This is a genomic window from Janthinobacterium kumbetense (genome assembly GCF_023703445.1).
GTDB classification, from domain to species: Bacteria; Pseudomonadota; Gammaproteobacteria; order Burkholderiales; family Burkholderiaceae_D; genus Janthinobacterium; species Janthinobacterium kumbetense.
This window is the reverse complement of record NZ_JAMQGR010000002.1, coordinates 383,427-399,187: the sequence shown is the minus strand read 5'-3', so window position 1 is coordinate 399,187 and position 15,761 is coordinate 383,427. Positions and strand designations below refer to the sequence as shown.

Here is a 15,761-nt window from a genome sequence, read left to right as displayed (position 1 = left end):
CAGGGCCAGGACATTGTTGCGTTGAATCAAGTTCTTAAGCGGGCTTAGTCGGATTTATGACACAAGGACGTTACACTAAGGGACGGCCTGCATGGATGGGCCTGGAGATGGCTCACTATTATTAGAATCATTGACTCAATATCGAGAATCGATGGCAAATCGCGAAACATTAGGATTGATCAAGGGCGCACGCGCGGGCGATGTCGCTTGCCAGCTGGCGTTGGGACGGGTGTATCTGTTTGGGCAGGGTGTGCCGCAAAGCCTGCCGACGGCTTTGCACTGGCTGGCGCGGGCGGCCCAGGAAGATAGCGAGGAAGCGTGCTTGCTGATTGGCACGCATGTGCCGTTCGAAGTGGCGCAGCCGGCCGCCAAGGCGCTGATTCCGTATTACGCGCAGGCGTTCGATGCGGGCCTGGTGCAGGCGGGCCTGGTGCTGGCGCAACTGGTGCTGGGCAATGCCGCCAGCCACTGTGAAGCTTTGCGCGCCAAGGCGCGCGTGGCGCTGGACGCCGCCGTGCGGGCCGGCTTGCCCGATGCACAATGGTTGTTGTCCATGCAAGAGGGATCGCTTGCCGCTGCCGGGCCGGACACCAGCCTTGCTGGCGAGCAAGTCCTTGATGGCGACGCGCCGCTGTACTCGTGGCTGGAGCAGGCCTGGAGCCAGGGCAACCATGCGGGCTTCCTGTCGCAAGGCTTGCCGCTGGCGCGCGAGTTGCTGCAGCGCCAGGCGGCGGCCGGGGCGCGCACGATCGCCCTCGACGTGCAGCAGGTGTTGCTGCTGTCGCGTTGCGCCCAGGCCCTGGCGCCTGGCGGCGATGCCGAGGGCTGGCAGTGTTGCGAGCTGGCCGCGCATGGCGGCGACCGCACGGCGCAGCTGGAGCTGGGGCTCGGCTATGCGCGCATGGATGCGCATGGCCAGCGGCTGGCCACGCGCAACGGCGCGGCCAATTTCAAGCGGGCCGTGCGCTGGCTGACGCAGGCTGGCGAGCAGGGACTGGCCGAAGCCTGGTTCGTGCTGTCGCGCATCTATACGAAACCGGAATTTTCCCAGCGCAATGTGGTCGAAGCCCATTCCTGCCTGGAGCGTGCCGCCGACCTGGGGCATGGCCCGGCCCAGCTCGAGTGCGGCATGCATGCCTGGCGTAATCGCCGCGATGGCGTCAACAACGATGTGCGGGCCGCGTACTGGCTGCTGCAGGCGCAGGCGCAAGGCAGCCGTGAGGCGGAGGCGGCGCTGGCGAAGATCGCGCCGCAAGGCGAACCCGGCGACTGGGGCCAGTGCGCCGCCATGCACGCCGATGGGCATTTACGGCAATTGGGCCAGAGCCACCCCCTGCTGGCGATGCGGCTGGCCCTGGCGCGCTGCTTTCATCTGTCGCGTGCCGAGGCATTGCTGCTCGATATACACGCGGCCGACCAGGGGCATTGTTTGTTGATCGATATCAGCGCCACGCATGGACGCGGCAAGCGGCGTCTGGCATTGATCCGCACGGCGCAGGAGCGCCAGCTGCTGGACCAGGCGGTGCGCCTGTTCGAGCGCGTCGATTGCGGCGTGGCGGGGCCGGAAGGCAATTACCGGCAGCGCCTGTACCGCCTGAAGTGCTACCTGGCGGAACTTGATGTCGCGCAGGAACAGCAGTTCCTAGCGGCCTGACTTTCACCCGCTTACAGCTCGATCGTGCCTTCGAACACGGTCACGGCCGGGCCCGTCATCAGGACGGGATGGCCGGGGCCTTGCCAGGCGATCGACAGTTCGCCGCCGCGCGCGCTGATGCGCACGGGGGAATCGAGCAAGCCGCGCAAGATGCCGGCCACGGCGGCGGCGCAGGCGCCCGTGCCGCATGCCAGGGTTTCACCCGCGCCCCGTTCAAACACGCGCAGTTTCACGTGCTGGCGGTCGACGATCTGCATGTAGCCGGCGTTGACCCTGCGGGGAAAGCGCGGGTGGTGCTCGATGCGCGGGCCCGTCGCGTCCAGGTCTTGCGCATCGACATCGTCGACCACTTGCACGGCGTGCGGATTGCCCATCGAGACGACGGACACCAGCACGGGCGACGTTTGGCCCGGCAGCGCCAGGTCCAGCGGCCACACGGTGTCGTTGCCTTGCGCTATGCCGTCCAGGCCGCTGGCATCGAACGGCACCAGCTTTGGCTCCAGCACGGGCGCGCCCATGTCGACCGTGATGCTGCCGTCGATCTCCAGGCGCGGCGCGATGATGCCGGCCATGGTTTCCACGCGGATGCTGGTCTTGTCGGACAAGCCTTTTTCACTGACGAACTTGACGAAGGCGCGCGCGCCGTTGCCGCATTGCTCGACTTCGCCGCCATCGTTGTTATAGATGCGGTAGCGGAAGTCGCAGCCGGGCAGGCGCGGCTTTTCCACCACGAGGATCTGATCGGCGCCGATGCCGAAACGGCGGTCGGCCAGGCGCTGCCACTGGGCCGGCGTGAGGTCGATCTCTTGATGGATGGCGTCGATGACGATGAAGTCATTGCCGGCGCCATGCATTTTGGTAAATTGGAGTTTCATGGTCTGCCGTATCACTTGTGCTGGTTGTAGAACGATGCTTCGCCTTCCGGACGCGTCTTGAAGCGTTTATGTGTCCAGAAATATTCGGCCGGCGCTTCGCGCACGCGCTCTTCGATGAATTCGTTCATGCGGCGCGTGGCGGCCGTGATGTCGTCGCCCGGATAATCGTCCCACGCCGGGTAATACGTCACTTGCCAGCCCTGGTAATTGGGCAGGAAGGTGGCGATGACGGGAATGACTTGCGCCTTGGCGGCCAGCGCCAGGCGCGCCGTGGCCGTCAGGGTGGCGGCGGGCACGCCGAAGAAGGGCACGAATTCCGCATCCTTTTCTCCGAAATCCATGTCCGGCAGCATGAAATACGGCAAGCCGTCGCGCAGTGCGCGCAGGATCGTCTTGATGCCGTCCTGGCGTGTAAACAGCTTGGGCGGCTTGAAGCGCGAACGGCCGTTGCGCAAGGCCTGGTCGAAGGCGGCGTTCTTTTGCTGCACATACATCGACGAGGCAGAAATTTCCATGGCCGTGGCGGCGCCGGCGACGTCGAGGCAGACGAAGTGCGGGCACAGCAGGATGGTCGGCTTGGCCGCGATCTGCTGGCCCGGGAAGGCGGGCACCTTTTTGATCAGGCGGTTCAGGCGCGCTTCCGACGACCACCACAGGATGCTGCGTTCCCACACGCTGCGCGAATATGCCTGGAAATGCTGGCGCGCCAGCGCCACGCGCTGGGCTTCCGTCAATTCCGGCATGCACAGGCGCAGATTCGTCAGGGCAATCTTGCGCCGCGTGGGCATGGCGATGAACAGCAGGCTGCCGACGGCCACGCCGAAGCGGCCGAGGATGGGCAAGGGCAGCCAGTGCAGCAGCCACATGAAGGCGATCAGCAGTCTCATGCCTGCTCCCCGGCGGCATCCGGCGCGGCGGGCGTGGGCGGCGGCGCGCCGCGCGGCACTTTATAGCGATTGTAGCTCCACAGGTATTGCGCCGGGCTGCGCGCGATCAATTGTTCCATGGCCGCATTGATGGTGCGCGCCTGCTCGGCCGAGGTGCTGTCGAGGGACTCGGTGAAGGGCACGAAATGCACGACATAGCCGCGCCCGCCCGGCAGGCGTTCCGCGTAGGTGATGATGACTTCGGCGCCGCCCATCTGCGCCAGCTTGGCGGGCAGGGTCATGGTGTAGGCGGGGCGGCCGAAGAAATCGGCCCATACGCCTTCGCCTTCCTGCGGCACCTGGTCGGGCAGCAGGCCGATGGGCTGGCCTTTCTTCAGGCATTTGGCGAAGATGCGCACGCCCGACATATTGGCCGGCGCCAGCATCAGGTTTTCGCGCGCGCGCGCGCCTTCGATCAGCGGCTTCAATGCGGCGCGCTTGGGCGGACGGTACATCACGGTGAGCGGCGTGCGCAGCGCGATTTGCTGGGCGACGATTTCAAAGCAGCCCAGGTGCGGCGTCAGGAAGACGATGCCGCGGCCGTGCTGCAGCGCTTTTTCCACCAATTCCCAGTTTTCCACCGTCGCATGGCGCGCCACGCGTTCGGCTGGCGCGCACCAGATGAACGGCAGTTCCAGCACGCTCTTGCCCGCTTCGGCCACGGCCGTGTGCAAGTGTTGCGAAAACCCCGCACCTTGCAGGTTCTCGCGCATGCGGCGGCGGTAGGACGGGGAAATGGCGTAAATTACCCAGCCGAGCGCAGCGCCCAGACCATGCAGGACGGGCAGGGGAAAGATCGATAAGAAGCGGAAAATTGGGACTAACATGTATAAGCTGTTTCCAGGAATGGCGTGTTGCCGTGCCAAAATTTTTTAAGAAGCGTAAAATACCACGTATGCAGTAACCGCTGAGTTAATAGACAACTTGCGATGCGGAATATAAATCTCGCTAAAGCGTCGCAGGCAAAATCCTCTTTACTGCGACAGAACATTCACATAGTAAACAGGAGCTTGCAATGTCAAACGACTATCTCTTCACTTCCGAATCCGTTTCGGAAGGCCATCCCGACAAGGTTGCCGATCAAATTTCCGACGCCATCCTTGACGCCATCCTGACCCAGGATCCAGCCGCCCGCGTGGCTGCCGAAACCCTGTGCAACACCGGTCTGGTGGTGCTGGCTGGCGAGATTACCACGCACGCCAATGTGGATTATATTCAAGTTGCGCGCGAAACCATCAAACGCATCGGCTACGACAACACGGAATACGGTATCGACTACAAGGGTTGCGCTGTGCTGGTGGCCTACGACAAGCAATCGCCGGACATCGCGCAAGGCGTCGATGAAGGTGCGGGTATTGACCTGGATCAAGGCGCTGGCGATCAGGGCTTGATGTTCGGTTACGCCTGCGATGAAACGGCCGAGCTGATGCCTGCCGCCATCCACTACGCGCACCGTCTGGTCGAGCGCCAGTCGCAGCTGCGCAAGGATGGCCGTTTGCCATGGCTGCGCCCGGATGCGAAATCGCAAGTCACGCTGCGCTACGTCGATGGCCGCCCGGTCGGCGTGCACACGGTCGTGCTGTCGACCCAGCATGCGCCAGAAATTTCGCACAAGCAGATCGAAGAAGCCGTCATCGAAGAAATCATCAAGCCGATCCTGCCGCGCGAATGGCTGACGGAGACCAAATTCCTCGTCAACCCGACGGGCCGTTTCGTCATCGGCGGTCCGCAAGGCGATTGCGGCTTGACCGGCCGCAAGATCATCGTCGACACCTACGGCGGCGCAGCCCCGCACGGCGGCGGCGCGTTCTCGGGCAAGGACCCGTCGAAAGTCGACCGTTCGGCAGCCTACGCGGCCCGCTACGTGGCGAAAAACATCGTCGCGGCCGGCCTGGCGCGCCAATGCCAGGTGCAGGTCAGCTACGCCATCGGCGTGGCCAAGCCGATCAACATCACCGTCTACACGGAAGGCACGGGCGTGATTCCCGACGCGGAAATCGCCAAGCTGGTGCTGGCGCACTTTGATCTGCGTCCAAAAGGCATCGTGCAAATGCTCGACCTGTTGCGCCCGATCTACCAGAAGAGCGCCGCCTACGGCCACTTCGGCCGCGAAGAGCCGGAATTCACGTGGGAACGCACGGACAAGGTCGCCCTGCTGCGCGACGCTGCCGGCCTGAAGTAATCTAGTCGGATTTGCAAGAAAAGCGCCCCGGCCTGCTGGCCGCGGGCGCTTTTTTTATGTGTTGTTACGTGGCAATGCCGTGCAAACAGGCTGGCGCGGCGGCCTTGACAATGATAAAATCCCGTGTCCGAGGAGCGTTGCGACGAAGAAATTCGCCAGGCTCGGAATATCCTGCAACTGCGCTCACGTACCTTTTTCAACAACTGAAAGGAGGGCGTGATGAACGCCGTACTCAAATCGCAACACGACTACACCATCGCCGATATCACCTTGGCCGCATGGGGCGACAAAGAAATCAAGATTGCTGAAACGGAAATGCCTGGCCTGATGGCCATCCGCGAAGAATTCGCGGCAGCGCAGCCTCTGAAAGGCGCGCGCATCACCGGTTCCATCCACATGACCATCCAGACCGCCGTGCTGATCCAGACCCTGGAAGCACTGGGCGCGCAAGTGCGTTGGGCATCGTGCAACATTTACTCCACGCAAGATCATGCCGCCGCCGCCATCGCTGCCGCCGGCACGCCTGTATTCGCCGTCAAGGGCGAGTCGCTGGACGACTACTGGGAATACACGCACCGCATCTTCGAATGGCCGAACGTGGACGGCAAGGCCGTCTACTCGAACATGATCCTCGATGATGGCGGCGACGCGACCCTGCTGCTGCATCTGGGCGTGCGCGCGGAAACCGACCTGTCGGTGCTGGCCAATCCAGGCTCGGAAGAAGAAATCTGCCTGTTCAACTCGATCAAGAAGCACTTGCTGGCCGACCCGACCTGGTACTCGAAGCGTCTGCCGGAAATCCTCGGCGTGACGGAAGAAACCACCACCGGCGTGCACCGTTTGTACCAGATGCACAAGGAAGGCAAGCTGGCTTTCCCTGCGATCAACGTGAACGATTCCGTCACGAAATCGAAGTTCGACAACCTGTATGGCTGCCGCGAATCGCTGGTCGACGGCATCAAGCGCGCCACCGACGTGATGATCGCCGGTAAGGTCGCCGTCATCGCCGGTTACGGTGATGTGGGCAAGGGTTCGGCGCAAGCCATGCGCGCCCTGTCGGCGCAAGTATGGGTGACGGAAGTCGATCCGATCTGCGCACTGCAGGCGGCGATGGAAGGCTACCGCGTCGTGACCATGGATTACGCGTGCGAACACGGCGATATTTTCGTCACCTGCACCGGCAACTACCATATCCTCACGCACGATCACCTGACGCGCATGAAAGACCAGGCCATCGTCTGCAACATTGGTCACTTTGACAATGAAATCGACGTTGCTTCGTTGAAACAATACGAGTGGGAAAACATCAAGCCGCAAGTCGACCACATCATCTTCCCGTCGGGCCGCCGCATCATCCTGCTGGCTGAAGGCCGCCTGGTCAACCTCGGTTGCGGCACGGGCCACCCGTCGTATGTGATGAGCTCGTCGTTCGCCAACCAGACGATCGCCCAGATCGAACTGTACGCGAACACGGCCAACTACCCGGTCGGCGTGTACACCTTGCCGAAACACCTCGATGAAAAAGTCGCTCGTTTGCAACTCAAAAAGTTGAATGCGCAGCTGACGGAATTGACGCAAGAGCAAGCCGACTACATCGGCGTGCGCACGGAAGGCCCATACAAACCCGAGCACTACCGTTACTAAGATGGTTGCCTCATGAACCTACTGCGCGGCGCGGGGCGCGGCCGGCGATGCTCACTGTGCTACAGCACAGTTGCGCTTCTCGGCCACGCCGCGCATCCGCTCGCTACGGTTCCTGAGGCAACAAGACTGATCGGTATATCTTTTGTGCCGGCTGCTGCCGGCCTGACTTTCTTTGACGGGCTAGAGAAATGCGCTTGCTACTGATTTGGTTTATCAATGCGGCGGCCCTGTTTGCCGTCCCCTACCTGATGCACTCGGTGACGATGAGCAGCGGCTGGACCGCGCTGCTGGCCGCTGCCGTGCTGGGGCTGGTTAATGCGCTGATCCGTCCCTTGCTGATCCTGCTGACCCTGCCCGTGACGTTCTTGTCGCTGGGCCTGTTCATTTTGATCATCAACGGCTTCATGTTCTGGCTGGTGGCGCAGATGATCGCTGGTTTCCATGTCGCCAGTTTCTGGTCGGCCGTGGGCGGTGCCATTCTGTACAGCATCATTTCCTGGGCCTTGTCGACCTTACTTTTGAGCAACGACGATGGAAAAGCATAACTTCAGTATTGAGTTTTTCCCGCCGAAAACCCCGGAAGGGGCGGAAAAGCTGCGCGCCACGCGTGTCAAGTTGTCTGAATTGCATCCGAAGTATTTCTCGGTGACGTTTGGCGCCGGCGGCACGACGCAGCAGGGTACGCTGGACACCGTGCGCGAGATCCTGGCGGCCGGCGAGCAGGCCGCGCCCCATCTGTCTTGCGTGGGCGGTTCGCGCGAATCGATCCGCGCCGTGCTGGCCGACTTCAAGGCGGCCGGCGTGAACCGCATCGTGGCCTTGCGCGGCGACTTGCCGAGCGGCTACGGCGCCTCGGGCGAGTTCCGCTACGCCAACGAGCTGGTGGAATTCATCCGCGCCGAGACGGGCGACCATTTCCATATCGAAGTGGCCGCCTATCCGGAAGTGCACCCGCAAGCCCGTTCGCCGCAGGACGACTTGAACGCGTTCGCGCGCAAGGTGCAGGCCGGCGCCGATGCGGCCATCACCCAGTACTTCTACAATGCCGACGCGTATTTCCAGTTTGTCGAGCAGACGCAGAAGATGGGCATCAACGTGCCTATCGTGGCCGGCATCATGCCGATCACGAACTACACGCAATTGATGCGCTTTTCGGACATGTGCGGCGCGGAAATTCCACGCTGGGTGCGTCTGAAACTGGCCAGCTTCGGCGACGACAGCGCGTCCATCAAGGCTTTTGGCCTGGACGTGGTGACGGGCTTGTGCGAACGCCTGCTGGAAGGCGGCGCGCCAGGCTTGCATTTCTATAGCATGAACCAGGCGGCGCCCACGACCGCACTGTGGCAGCGCCTGGTCAAGTAATCCCCATCTGATCCGTCAGAGCAGATCGCCCTCGGTCACGATGTGATCGAGGGCGATGTCGTATTCGCCGTTGGGAAAGCTTGCCGCCAGGCAGGTATAGGCGATGCCCACGGTGCGCGGACGGGGCAGTTGCGCCAGGGTGCGGTCGTAATACCCGCCGCCATAGCCGAGCCGGTACCGTTCCCCATTAAAACCCAGGCAAGGCACCAGCAGGGTGGCGGGCGCCGGGCGCAGGCGCAATTCGGCGGGCACGGCCACGCCCATGCCATCCTTGACCATCGCTTCTCCGGGCCGCCAGTCACTGAATGCCAGCGGCGCATGCTTTTCCAGCACCACCGGCAAGCTTAATTGCACGCCGCGCGCGGCCAGCTGCGCATATGCGCCGTGCAAGTCCGGCTCACCATGCAGGGGCCAGTACACGCCCAGTTCCTCGACGTTTTCCTGCGCGCACCAGTCCAGCAGGCGCTGCGCGATGGCCGCATCCCACTGCGCGCGCGTGGCGTCGGGCAGGGCGCGCCGGGCCGCCAGCAAGGCTTTGCGCAAGCCGGCTTTTTCCTGTGGCGCAATGGGTGGCCGTGCAGCCGGATCGCATGTTATTCTAGGGTCGCTATTCATATCACCATCAAGTTAAGATTGAGAGTCGTACATTGATTTCCCCACTGAAATGGATTGCCGGCACGATGCTGTGTGTTGCATCGGCCTTGTCTCCCCTGGCCGCCCTGGCCCAGGTGTCCGCCACCGTAACGCCTGCCGCTCCCGACACGCGCAGCGAGGACGATGCCTTCCTGCTGCTGCGCGACGCCGCGCGCAAGGATGACGTCGAAAAAGCCGACTTTTATGCGGGGCGCCTGACGAATTACCAGATTCCCTCGTATGTCGACTATTATCGGCTGAAACCGCGCATCAAACAGTTGACCGAGGCACAATTTCGCGATTACCTGAACCGCTACAAGGGCAGCGCCATCGCCGACCGCTTCCGCAACGACTGGCTGCTGGAATTGGGCCGCAAGCGCGACTGGGTCGTGTTTGATGAACAATACCCGCAATTCGCCCTCGATGACGATACCCAGCTCAAGTGCTACGCGCTGATGTCGCGCGCCGCCAAGGGGCAGAACGTGGCGTCCGAGGCGCGCAACCTGCTCGTCTCGCCGCCAGGCTACGGCGAAGCGTGCGGCAGCCTGATCGCGGCACTGGCGCAAAATGGCCAGTTCGACACGAATGATCTGTGGGCGCAGATCCGCCTGGCGGGTCAGACCAACGCTACCGGCCCGGCCCGTCGCATCGCGCTGCTGCTGGGCGCCTCCGACGCGAAGATGGCGCAAGCCATCGACTTGCCGGCGCTGGTGCTGGCCAAGGGCGCGGGCGCCAGCCGTGCCGACCACGAGATGTACCTGGTGGCCGTCGGCCGCATGGCGAAAAGCACCTTGAAACTGGGCGTCGTGGCCCTGCAAAAGGCGAGCGCGCAATTGACGCCGCAGGAACAGGCCATCGGCTGGGCCAGCCTGGCCTTGCAAGCGTCGTATGCGCTGGCGCCGGAAGCGTTCGAATATTGGCAAAAAACCAATGGTGCGCCCCTGACTCAGGAGCAGATGCAATGGAAGGCGCGTATCGCCTTGCGTGAAGGCAACTGGCCACTGGTGAAGGCCGCCATCCAGGCCATGCCGGCGTCCTTGCGCACGGATCCCACCTGGGTGTACTGGCTGGCGCGCGCACAGCAGGCGGAAACGCCGGGCCGCCCGAACCCGCAGGCGGACGCCCTGTACCGCACGATTGCCGACCAGTCGAATTTCTATGGCTTGCTGGCCAATGAAGAGCTGGGCAACCATCTGGTCTTGCCGCCGCCGGGCCAGCCGGTCAGTCCGACGGAAATCGCCGCCATGGCCGCCAATCCGGGCTTGCAGCGCGCCTTGAAATTTTTCAACATGCGCCTGCGCTTCGAAGGCACGCGCGAGTGGAACTGGGAATTGCGTTCGATGACGGACCGCCAGCATCTGGCGGCCGCGGAATTTGCGCGCCAGAACAATGTGCTCGACCGCATGGTCAATACCTCGGACCGCACGCGCCTGGAAGTGGACTATACGCAGCGCTACCCGACGCCGCACGACGACGTCATGCATCCGGCCACGCAAACCCTGGGCCTGGACAAGGCCTGGGTGTATGGCTTGATCCGCCAGGAATCGCGCTTCATCATGGATGCGCAGTCGCACGTGGGCGCGTCCGGTTTGATGCAGGTCATGCCGTCGACGGCCCGCTATGTCGCCAAGAAGATCGGCCTCACCGATTTCGTCACGGAAACCTTGAGCGATGTGCGCACCAATGTCTTGCTGGGCACGAATTACCTGAACATGGTGCTTGGCGGTCTTGACGGTTCGCAAGTGCTGGCCAGCGCCGCCTACAACGCGGGACCGGGGCGCCTGCGCATCTGGCGCGCCACCATGACGCGTCCGCTGGAAGGCGCCGTCTTTGCCGAGATCATTCCGTACACGGAAACGCGCGGCTACGTGAAAAACGTGATGGCCAACGCCACCTATTACGCTGCCCTGTTCGAGAAGAGCCCGCAGTCGCTGAAGGCGCGCCTGGGCACCGTAGGGCCGAAAAACAGCGCCGTTTCCGCCGATTTGCCATCATCCAACTAAAGTCCGCCGACCATGCAAACGACCATCCTTGATCCCAGCCTGACGCAAACCCTGGCCGCCGCGCGCGAGCCGGGCCTGACCCTCATCATCGGCAACAAGAATTACTCATCGTGGTCGATGCGCCCGTGGGTGGCCATGACGGCCTTCGGCATCCCGTTCCAGGAAGTGCGCGTGCTGCTCGACCAGAGCGACACGGCCACCAAGATCGCGGAATATTCGGCCTGCGGCCGGGTCCCCGTGCTGCTGGCGGGCGAGATCACGATCTGGGACAGCCTGGCCATCTGCGAATACCTGGCCGAGCAGTTTCCCGATAAACACATGTGGCCGCAAGACGTGGCCGCGCGCGCCATGGCGCGTTGTATCTGCGCGGAAATGCATTCCGGCTTTACCGGCTTGCGCACGGACATGTCGATGAATATCAAGGCAAAATTGCCGGGACGTGGCCGCACGGCCGCCGCGCAGGCCGACATCGGCCGCATCAGCGAAATCTGGGAAGAGTGCCTGTCGCGCTTTGGCCACCACCAGTTCCTGTTTGGCGATTTTTCCATCGCCGACGCATATTTCGCCCCCGTCGTCATGCGTTTCCGCACGTATGGCGTGAGCCTGGCGCCGGCCCTGAACGCGTATTGCGAGCGCGTGCAGGCGCACCCGGCCGTGGCCCGCTGGATCGCGGAAGCGCTGGCGGAAACGGAAGTCGCTGCCAAGCACGACGCGGAATTACCTGAATAAGAAAAGAGTGTTATGAAGATTTACACGGTCGGTGGCGCGGTGCGCGACCAACTGCTGGGCTTGCCCGTGAAAGACCACGACCACGTCGTCGTGGGCGCCACGCCGGAAGACATGCTGCGCCAGGGCTTCCGGCCCGTCGGCAAGGATTTCCCCGTGTTTTTGCACCCGAAGACGCAGGAAGAATACGCCCTGGCCCGCACGGAGCGCAAGACGGCGCCCGGCTACCGGGGCTTTGTCTTCCACACGGCGCCCGACGTCACCCTCGAAGACGACCTGGTGCGCCGCGATCTGACCATCAACGCCATCGCCCGGGCCGAGGATGGGACGTTGACCGATCCGTTCGGCGGTATCGAGGACATTCGCAACAAAATCTTCCGCCACGTCTCCGACGCGTTCGGCGAAGACCCCGTGCGCATCTTGCGCCTGGCCCGCTTTGCCGCCCGTTTTCATACTTTTACTGTCGCGCCCGCTACCCTGACCTTGATGCGCCGCATGGTGGCCGACGGCGAAGTCGACGCCCTCGTGGCCGAGCGCGTGTGGCAGGAAGTGGCCAAGGGGCTGATGGAAAGCCATCCTTCGCGCATGCTGACGGTGCTGCACGAATGCGGCGCCCTGGCGCGCATCATGGGCGAAATCGCGCTGAGCGAACGCTTGCTGCAAGTCGTCGACCATGCCGCCGCGCAAGGTCATGACTTGCCCGTGCGTTTCGCTGCCCTGATGCTGCATATGAGAAAAGATGCCATCGAGCAACTGAGCGAGCGCTTGCGCGTGCCCAATGAGTGCCGCGAGCTGGCCGTCATGGCGGCGCGCGAACGGGACAATATCAATGGCGCGCTGGCGCTGAGCGCCGAAGCCGTGGTGAGCTTGTGCGAACGCTGCGACGGCTTGCGCAAGCCGCAGCGCTTTGCGCAACTGTTGCAAGCTGTGGCTTGCGACGGATTGGTCACTGGCGATTTCCCTCAGGCGGCGCGGCTGCAGGGCGGATTGGACGCGGCGCGCGCCGTGAATGCGGGTGCGCTGGCGCAAGGCTGTGCGGAGCCGAAACGCATCCCCGAAGTCATCCACGCGGCGCGGGTGGCGGCCGTGCAAGCGTTCCTGGCCCAGGCTTGAGTGGCGGGAATACGCTACAATGGCGCCACAATGTTGCACCGCACAATACCAGCCTGACGTGCCGCAGCACCGCCCCCAGGAGTCGACGTGACCTTACCCAAGCTGTTTCAAAACCCGTTTCGCCGCTGGCTCAGCCGTAGCGGTGGCGGGCGTCCGACCGTGCTCGTCAAACAATTGCATGAGCGCGACCGGCGCCGCATGATGAAGCATTTCCTGTCGCTCGAGAAAAGCGACCGCCTGCTGCGCTTCGGCAGCGCCTTGCCCGATGAACTCGTGGCCCAGTACGTGCAAAAGATGGATTTTTCGCGCGACATGATCTACGGCGTCTACAACAGCCTGTTCAAGCTGGTGGGCGTGGGGCACCTGGCGTTCGCGCCGAAGGACCAGTCGCCGGCGAAAAGCGTGGTGACGGACAAGGAGCAGGTGGCGGAGTTTGGCGTATCCGTGTCGAAATCCATGCGCGGCATGGGGGTCGGGTCGAAACTGTTCGAACGGGCGGCGATTCACTGCCGTAACAACGATGTCGATACCCTGTATATGCATTGTTTGTCGTCGAACAAGACGATGATGCATATCGCCAAGAAGGCGGGCATGGAAATCCAGCGCGACTATGGCGAAGCCGATGCATATCTGAAACTGTTGCCGCCGAACCCGACCAGCATGCTGCAGGAAGCCGTGCAGGAACAGTTCGCCATGTTCGACTACACGTTCAAGGCCAATGCGCGCGCCGCGTTCAAATTGTGGGATCGCTTGCCGGGGCGCAAGAAGAAGCCCGGGCCGCCGTCACAATAAGGGCAGGGCCGTCGTATCCTTGATGCGCTGCAAGGCAAAGCTCGATTTCACGTCCAGCACGGCCGGATGGCGCAGCAGGGTCGCCATCATGAAGCGCGAAAAATGCTCCATGTCTTCCACGTGCACGCGCAACAGATAATCCATTTCGCCCGTCATCGCATAGCAGGCCACCACTTCCGGCCATTGCGCCACCGCCACGGCAAAGTCGGCGCGCGGCGAGGTATTCGTCACCAGATTCGGCGCCAGCACGCGCGCCGTGCTGTGCGCCGTGGCGTCGCTGTGCTTTTCCAGCCGCACGTTGACGTAGGCGAGCAAGCCCAGGCCGATCTTTTCCGGGTCCAGCAGGGCCACGTACTGGCGGATCACGCCCGCTTCTTCCAGCCGTTTGACGCGGCGCAAGCATGGCGACGGCGACAGGCTGACCTGCTCGGCCACGTCCTGGTTCGACAGGCGGCCATCGGCCTGCAGGACGGCAAGGATCTTGCGATCCGTTTTATCCAGCGTAATTTTGCTCATGCTTCCTCCGGTGGTTCTTGTTTCACGCAATATTATTGCGCAAATCATGATTGTTCGGGAGATCTTTGGCATTTAATGCCCACAGACCGCGCCTATACTGTGCGCTACTTCTTGGAGGAGACATCATGCAATTTCAGCCTTGGGATAACCCGATGGGTACCGATGGTTTCGAGTTCGTCGAGTATGCAGCACCAGACCCAAAAGCATTGGGCAAGCTGTTCGAGAACATGGGCTTCACGGCCATCGCGCGCCACCGCCACAAGGATGTGACCCTGTACCGTCAGGGTGACATCAATTTCATCATCAATGCCGAACAAGATTCGTTCGCGCAGCGTTTTGCCCGCCATCACGGCCCGTCCGTGTGCGCCATCGCCATCCGCGTCGACGACGCGGCCTTCGTGTACCGCCGCGCGCTGGAACTGGGCGCCTGGGGCTTCGACAATAAAACGGGGCCGATGGAGCTGAATATCCCCGCCATCAAGGGCGTGGGCGATTCCCTGTTGTACTTCGTCGACCGCTGGCGCGGCAAGGGCGCCGACAAGCCGGACGCGGCCGCGCCGGGCGGCATCGGCGACATCAGCATCTATGACGTCGACTTCGTCGCCATTCCCGGCGCCGTCGCCAATCCCGTCGGCCATGGCCTGACGTATATCGACCACTTGACGCACAATGTGCACCGTGGCCGCATGAAGGAATGGGCGACGTTCTATGAAAGCCTGTTCAATTTCCGCGAAGTGCGCTATTTCGACATCGAAGGCAAGTTGACGGGCCTCAAGTCGAAGGCCATGACTTCGCCGTGCGGCAAGATCCGCATTCCGATCAATGAATCGTCGGACGACAAGTCGCAGATCGCCGAATACCTGGACCAGTACCATGGCGAAGGCATCCAGCATATCGCCCTGGGCACGGACAATATCTACGCGTCCGTGCAAGGCATGCGCGATACGGGTATCGATTTCCAGGATACGATTGAAACTTACTATGAGCTGGTCAACCGCCGCCTGCCGAACCATGGCGAGCAGCTGGAAGAACTGCGCCGCCTGCGCATCCTGATCGATGGCCACAGCACGGAAAATGAACGCGAGCTGCTGCTGCAAATCTTCACGCAGACGGTGATCGGCCCGATCTTCTTTGAGATCATCCAGCGCAAGGGCGACCAGGGCTTCGGCGAAGGCAATTTCCGCGCCCTGTTCGAATCGATCGAGCTGGACCAGATCAAGCGCGGCGTGCTGAAAGATACGAACGCCGCGTAATGTTGCTCTGTAACAAATAGTAGTGAAAATGGTACCCGCCCGGGAGTGCAGCGCAGCAAAGAACTGCGCGCATTCCTGTGGT

The 15,761-nt window shown here is 62.5% G+C and carries 15 protein-coding genes and 1 riboswitch; of the genes, 10 read left to right on the top strand and 5 right to left on the bottom strand.

Annotated elements, in window-relative coordinates; all coding sequences use genetic code 11:
- Nucleotides 1-151: 151 nt before the first annotated feature.
- Entirely contained in the window at nucleotides 152-1,654 is a 1,503-nt protein-coding gene (locus NCG91_RS09155; RefSeq protein WP_251349443.1) for a tetratricopeptide repeat protein, read from the top strand.
- 11 nt (nucleotides 1,655-1,665) lie between these two features.
- Here the strand turns inward: NCG91_RS09155 and dapF are convergent, their stop codons facing one another.
- Genes dapF through NCG91_RS09140 form a run of 3 tightly spaced genes read right to left on the bottom strand, consistent with a single transcriptional unit; the run spans nucleotide 1,666 to nucleotide 4,282 of the window.
- Nucleotides 1,666-2,529 (bottom strand): diaminopimelate epimerase, encoded by an 864-nt coding sequence (gene dapF / locus NCG91_RS09150; RefSeq protein ID WP_251349442.1) that lies wholly within the window; start codon nucleotides 2,527-2,529, stop codon nucleotides 1,666-1,668.
- Between the two features lie 11 nt (nucleotides 2,530-2,540).
- Nucleotides 2,541-3,416 carry an LpxL/LpxP family acyltransferase gene (locus tag NCG91_RS09145; protein WP_077398734.1) on the bottom strand — a complete coding sequence of 292 codons (876 nt, stop codon included), beginning with the start codon at nucleotides 3,414-3,416 and terminating at the stop codon, nucleotides 2,541-2,543.
- On the bottom strand, nucleotides 3,413-4,282 hold the full coding sequence (locus NCG91_RS09140) for a lysophospholipid acyltransferase family protein (RefSeq protein ID WP_099665787.1): 870 nt from the start codon (nucleotides 4,280-4,282) through the stop codon (nucleotides 3,413-3,415). The genes NCG91_RS09145 and NCG91_RS09140 overlap by 4 nt, the downstream gene beginning before the upstream one ends.
- Nucleotides 4,283-4,470: 188 nt before the next feature.
- Here NCG91_RS09140 and metK point away from each other — a divergent pair, with 188 nt between their 5' ends.
- The 4 genes from metK to metF all read left to right on the top strand — a co-directional run bounded on the left by metK (nucleotide 4,471) and on the right by metF (nucleotide 8,643).
- Entirely contained in the window at nucleotides 4,471-5,637 is a 1,167-nt protein-coding gene (gene metK / locus NCG91_RS09135; protein WP_034783537.1) for a methionine adenosyltransferase, read from the top strand.
- Nucleotides 5,638-5,760: 123 nt separating this feature from the next.
- A riboswitch (S-adenosyl-L-homocysteine riboswitch) is annotated at nucleotides 5,761-5,829 on the top strand.
- A gap of 27 nt (nucleotides 5,830-5,856) precedes the next feature.
- Nucleotides 5,857-7,281 (top strand): adenosylhomocysteinase, encoded by a 1,425-nt coding sequence (gene ahcY / locus NCG91_RS09130; RefSeq protein ID WP_070258574.1) that lies wholly within the window; start codon nucleotides 5,857-5,859, stop codon nucleotides 7,279-7,281.
- 188 nt (nucleotides 7,282-7,469) lie between these two features.
- Complete coding sequence (locus NCG91_RS09125) at nucleotides 7,470-7,826, top strand: phage holin family protein (RefSeq protein WP_099665786.1); 357 nt, start codon at nucleotides 7,470-7,472, stop codon at nucleotides 7,824-7,826.
- Nucleotides 7,813-8,643, top strand: a complete 831-nt coding sequence (gene metF / locus NCG91_RS09120) for a methylenetetrahydrofolate reductase [NAD(P)H] (RefSeq protein ID WP_034783533.1) — start codon at nucleotides 7,813-7,815, stop codon at nucleotides 8,641-8,643. The genes NCG91_RS09125 and metF overlap by 14 nt, the downstream gene beginning before the upstream one ends.
- A gap of 15 nt (nucleotides 8,644-8,658) precedes the next feature.
- On the opposite strand, the gene NCG91_RS09115 is transcribed toward metF, so the two are convergent.
- A complete protein-coding gene (locus NCG91_RS09115) occupies nucleotides 8,659-9,258 on the bottom strand; it encodes a 5-formyltetrahydrofolate cyclo-ligase (protein WP_494337255.1) in 600 nt (199 codons plus the stop codon).
- A gap of 65 nt (nucleotides 9,259-9,323) precedes the next feature.
- Here NCG91_RS09115 and NCG91_RS09110 point away from each other — a divergent pair, with 65 nt between their 5' ends.
- From NCG91_RS09110 to NCG91_RS09095, 4 genes are all read left to right on the top strand, one after another.
- Entirely contained in the window at nucleotides 9,324-11,279 is a 1,956-nt protein-coding gene (locus NCG91_RS09110; RefSeq protein ID WP_251349440.1) for a lytic transglycosylase domain-containing protein, read from the top strand.
- Between the two features lie 12 nt (nucleotides 11,280-11,291).
- Entirely contained in the window at nucleotides 11,292-12,008 is a 717-nt protein-coding gene (locus NCG91_RS09105) for a glutathione S-transferase family protein (protein ID WP_251349439.1), read from the top strand.
- A 12-nt stretch (nucleotides 12,009-12,020) separates the two neighbouring features.
- The gene (locus NCG91_RS09100) at nucleotides 12,021-13,118 is read left to right on the top strand and encodes a tRNA nucleotidyltransferase/poly(A) polymerase-related protein (protein ID WP_251349438.1); all 1,098 of its coding nucleotides are present in this window, start codon (nucleotides 12,021-12,023) and stop codon (nucleotides 13,116-13,118) included.
- A gap of 87 nt (nucleotides 13,119-13,205) precedes the next feature.
- Entirely contained in the window at nucleotides 13,206-13,910 is a 705-nt protein-coding gene (locus NCG91_RS09095) for a GNAT family N-acetyltransferase (protein ID WP_251349437.1), read from the top strand.
- Here NCG91_RS09095 and NCG91_RS09090 read toward each other — a convergent pair.
- Nucleotides 13,902-14,426, bottom strand: a complete 525-nt coding sequence (locus NCG91_RS09090) for an Lrp/AsnC family transcriptional regulator (protein ID WP_034753092.1) — start codon at nucleotides 14,424-14,426, stop codon at nucleotides 13,902-13,904. The genes NCG91_RS09095 and NCG91_RS09090 overlap by 9 nt on opposite strands.
- Before the next feature lie 125 nt (nucleotides 14,427-14,551).
- On the opposite strand from NCG91_RS09090, the gene hppD reads away from it, so the two are divergent.
- Nucleotides 14,552-15,679 carry a 4-hydroxyphenylpyruvate dioxygenase gene (gene hppD, locus NCG91_RS09085; RefSeq protein WP_099665780.1) on the top strand — a complete coding sequence of 376 codons (1,128 nt, stop codon included), beginning with the start codon at nucleotides 14,552-14,554 and terminating at the stop codon, nucleotides 15,677-15,679.
- The last annotated feature ends 82 nt before the right edge of the window (nucleotides 15,680-15,761 follow it).

Excerpts from the sequence above, each read along its gene's own strand:
- NCG91_RS09155 (WP_251349443.1), top strand. The coding sequence starts at position 152 with ATGGCAAATCGCGAAACATTAGGATTGATCAAGGGCGCACGCGCGGGC.
- dapF (WP_251349442.1), bottom strand. The coding sequence starts at position 2,529 with ATGAAACTCCAATTTACCAAAATGCATGGCGCCGGCAATGACTTCATC.
- NCG91_RS09145 (WP_077398734.1), bottom strand. The coding sequence starts at position 3,416 with ATGAGACTGCTGATCGCCTTCATGTGGCTGCTGCACTGGCTGCCCTTG.
- NCG91_RS09140 (WP_099665787.1), bottom strand. The coding sequence starts at position 4,282 with ATGTTAGTCCCAATTTTCCGCTTCTTATCGATCTTTCCCCTGCCCGTC.
- metK (WP_034783537.1), top strand. The coding sequence starts at position 4,471 with ATGTCAAACGACTATCTCTTCACTTCCGAATCCGTTTCGGAAGGCCAT.
- ahcY (WP_070258574.1), top strand. The coding sequence starts at position 5,857 with ATGAACGCCGTACTCAAATCGCAACACGACTACACCATCGCCGATATC.
- NCG91_RS09125 (WP_099665786.1), top strand. The coding sequence starts at position 7,470 with ATGCGCTTGCTACTGATTTGGTTTATCAATGCGGCGGCCCTGTTTGCC.
- metF (WP_034783533.1), top strand. The coding sequence starts at position 7,813 with ATGGAAAAGCATAACTTCAGTATTGAGTTTTTCCCGCCGAAAACCCCG.
- NCG91_RS09115 (WP_494337255.1), bottom strand. The coding sequence starts at position 9,258 with ATGAATAGCGACCCTAGAATAACATGCGATCCGGCTGCACGGCCACCC.
- NCG91_RS09110 (WP_251349440.1), top strand. The coding sequence starts at position 9,324 with ATGCTGTGTGTTGCATCGGCCTTGTCTCCCCTGGCCGCCCTGGCCCAG.
- NCG91_RS09105 (WP_251349439.1), top strand. The coding sequence starts at position 11,292 with ATGCAAACGACCATCCTTGATCCCAGCCTGACGCAAACCCTGGCCGCC.
- NCG91_RS09100 (WP_251349438.1), top strand. The coding sequence starts at position 12,021 with ATGAAGATTTACACGGTCGGTGGCGCGGTGCGCGACCAACTGCTGGGC.
- NCG91_RS09090 (WP_034753092.1), bottom strand. The coding sequence starts at position 14,426 with ATGAGCAAAATTACGCTGGATAAAACGGATCGCAAGATCCTTGCCGTC.
- hppD (WP_099665780.1), top strand. The coding sequence starts at position 14,552 with ATGCAATTTCAGCCTTGGGATAACCCGATGGGTACCGATGGTTTCGAG.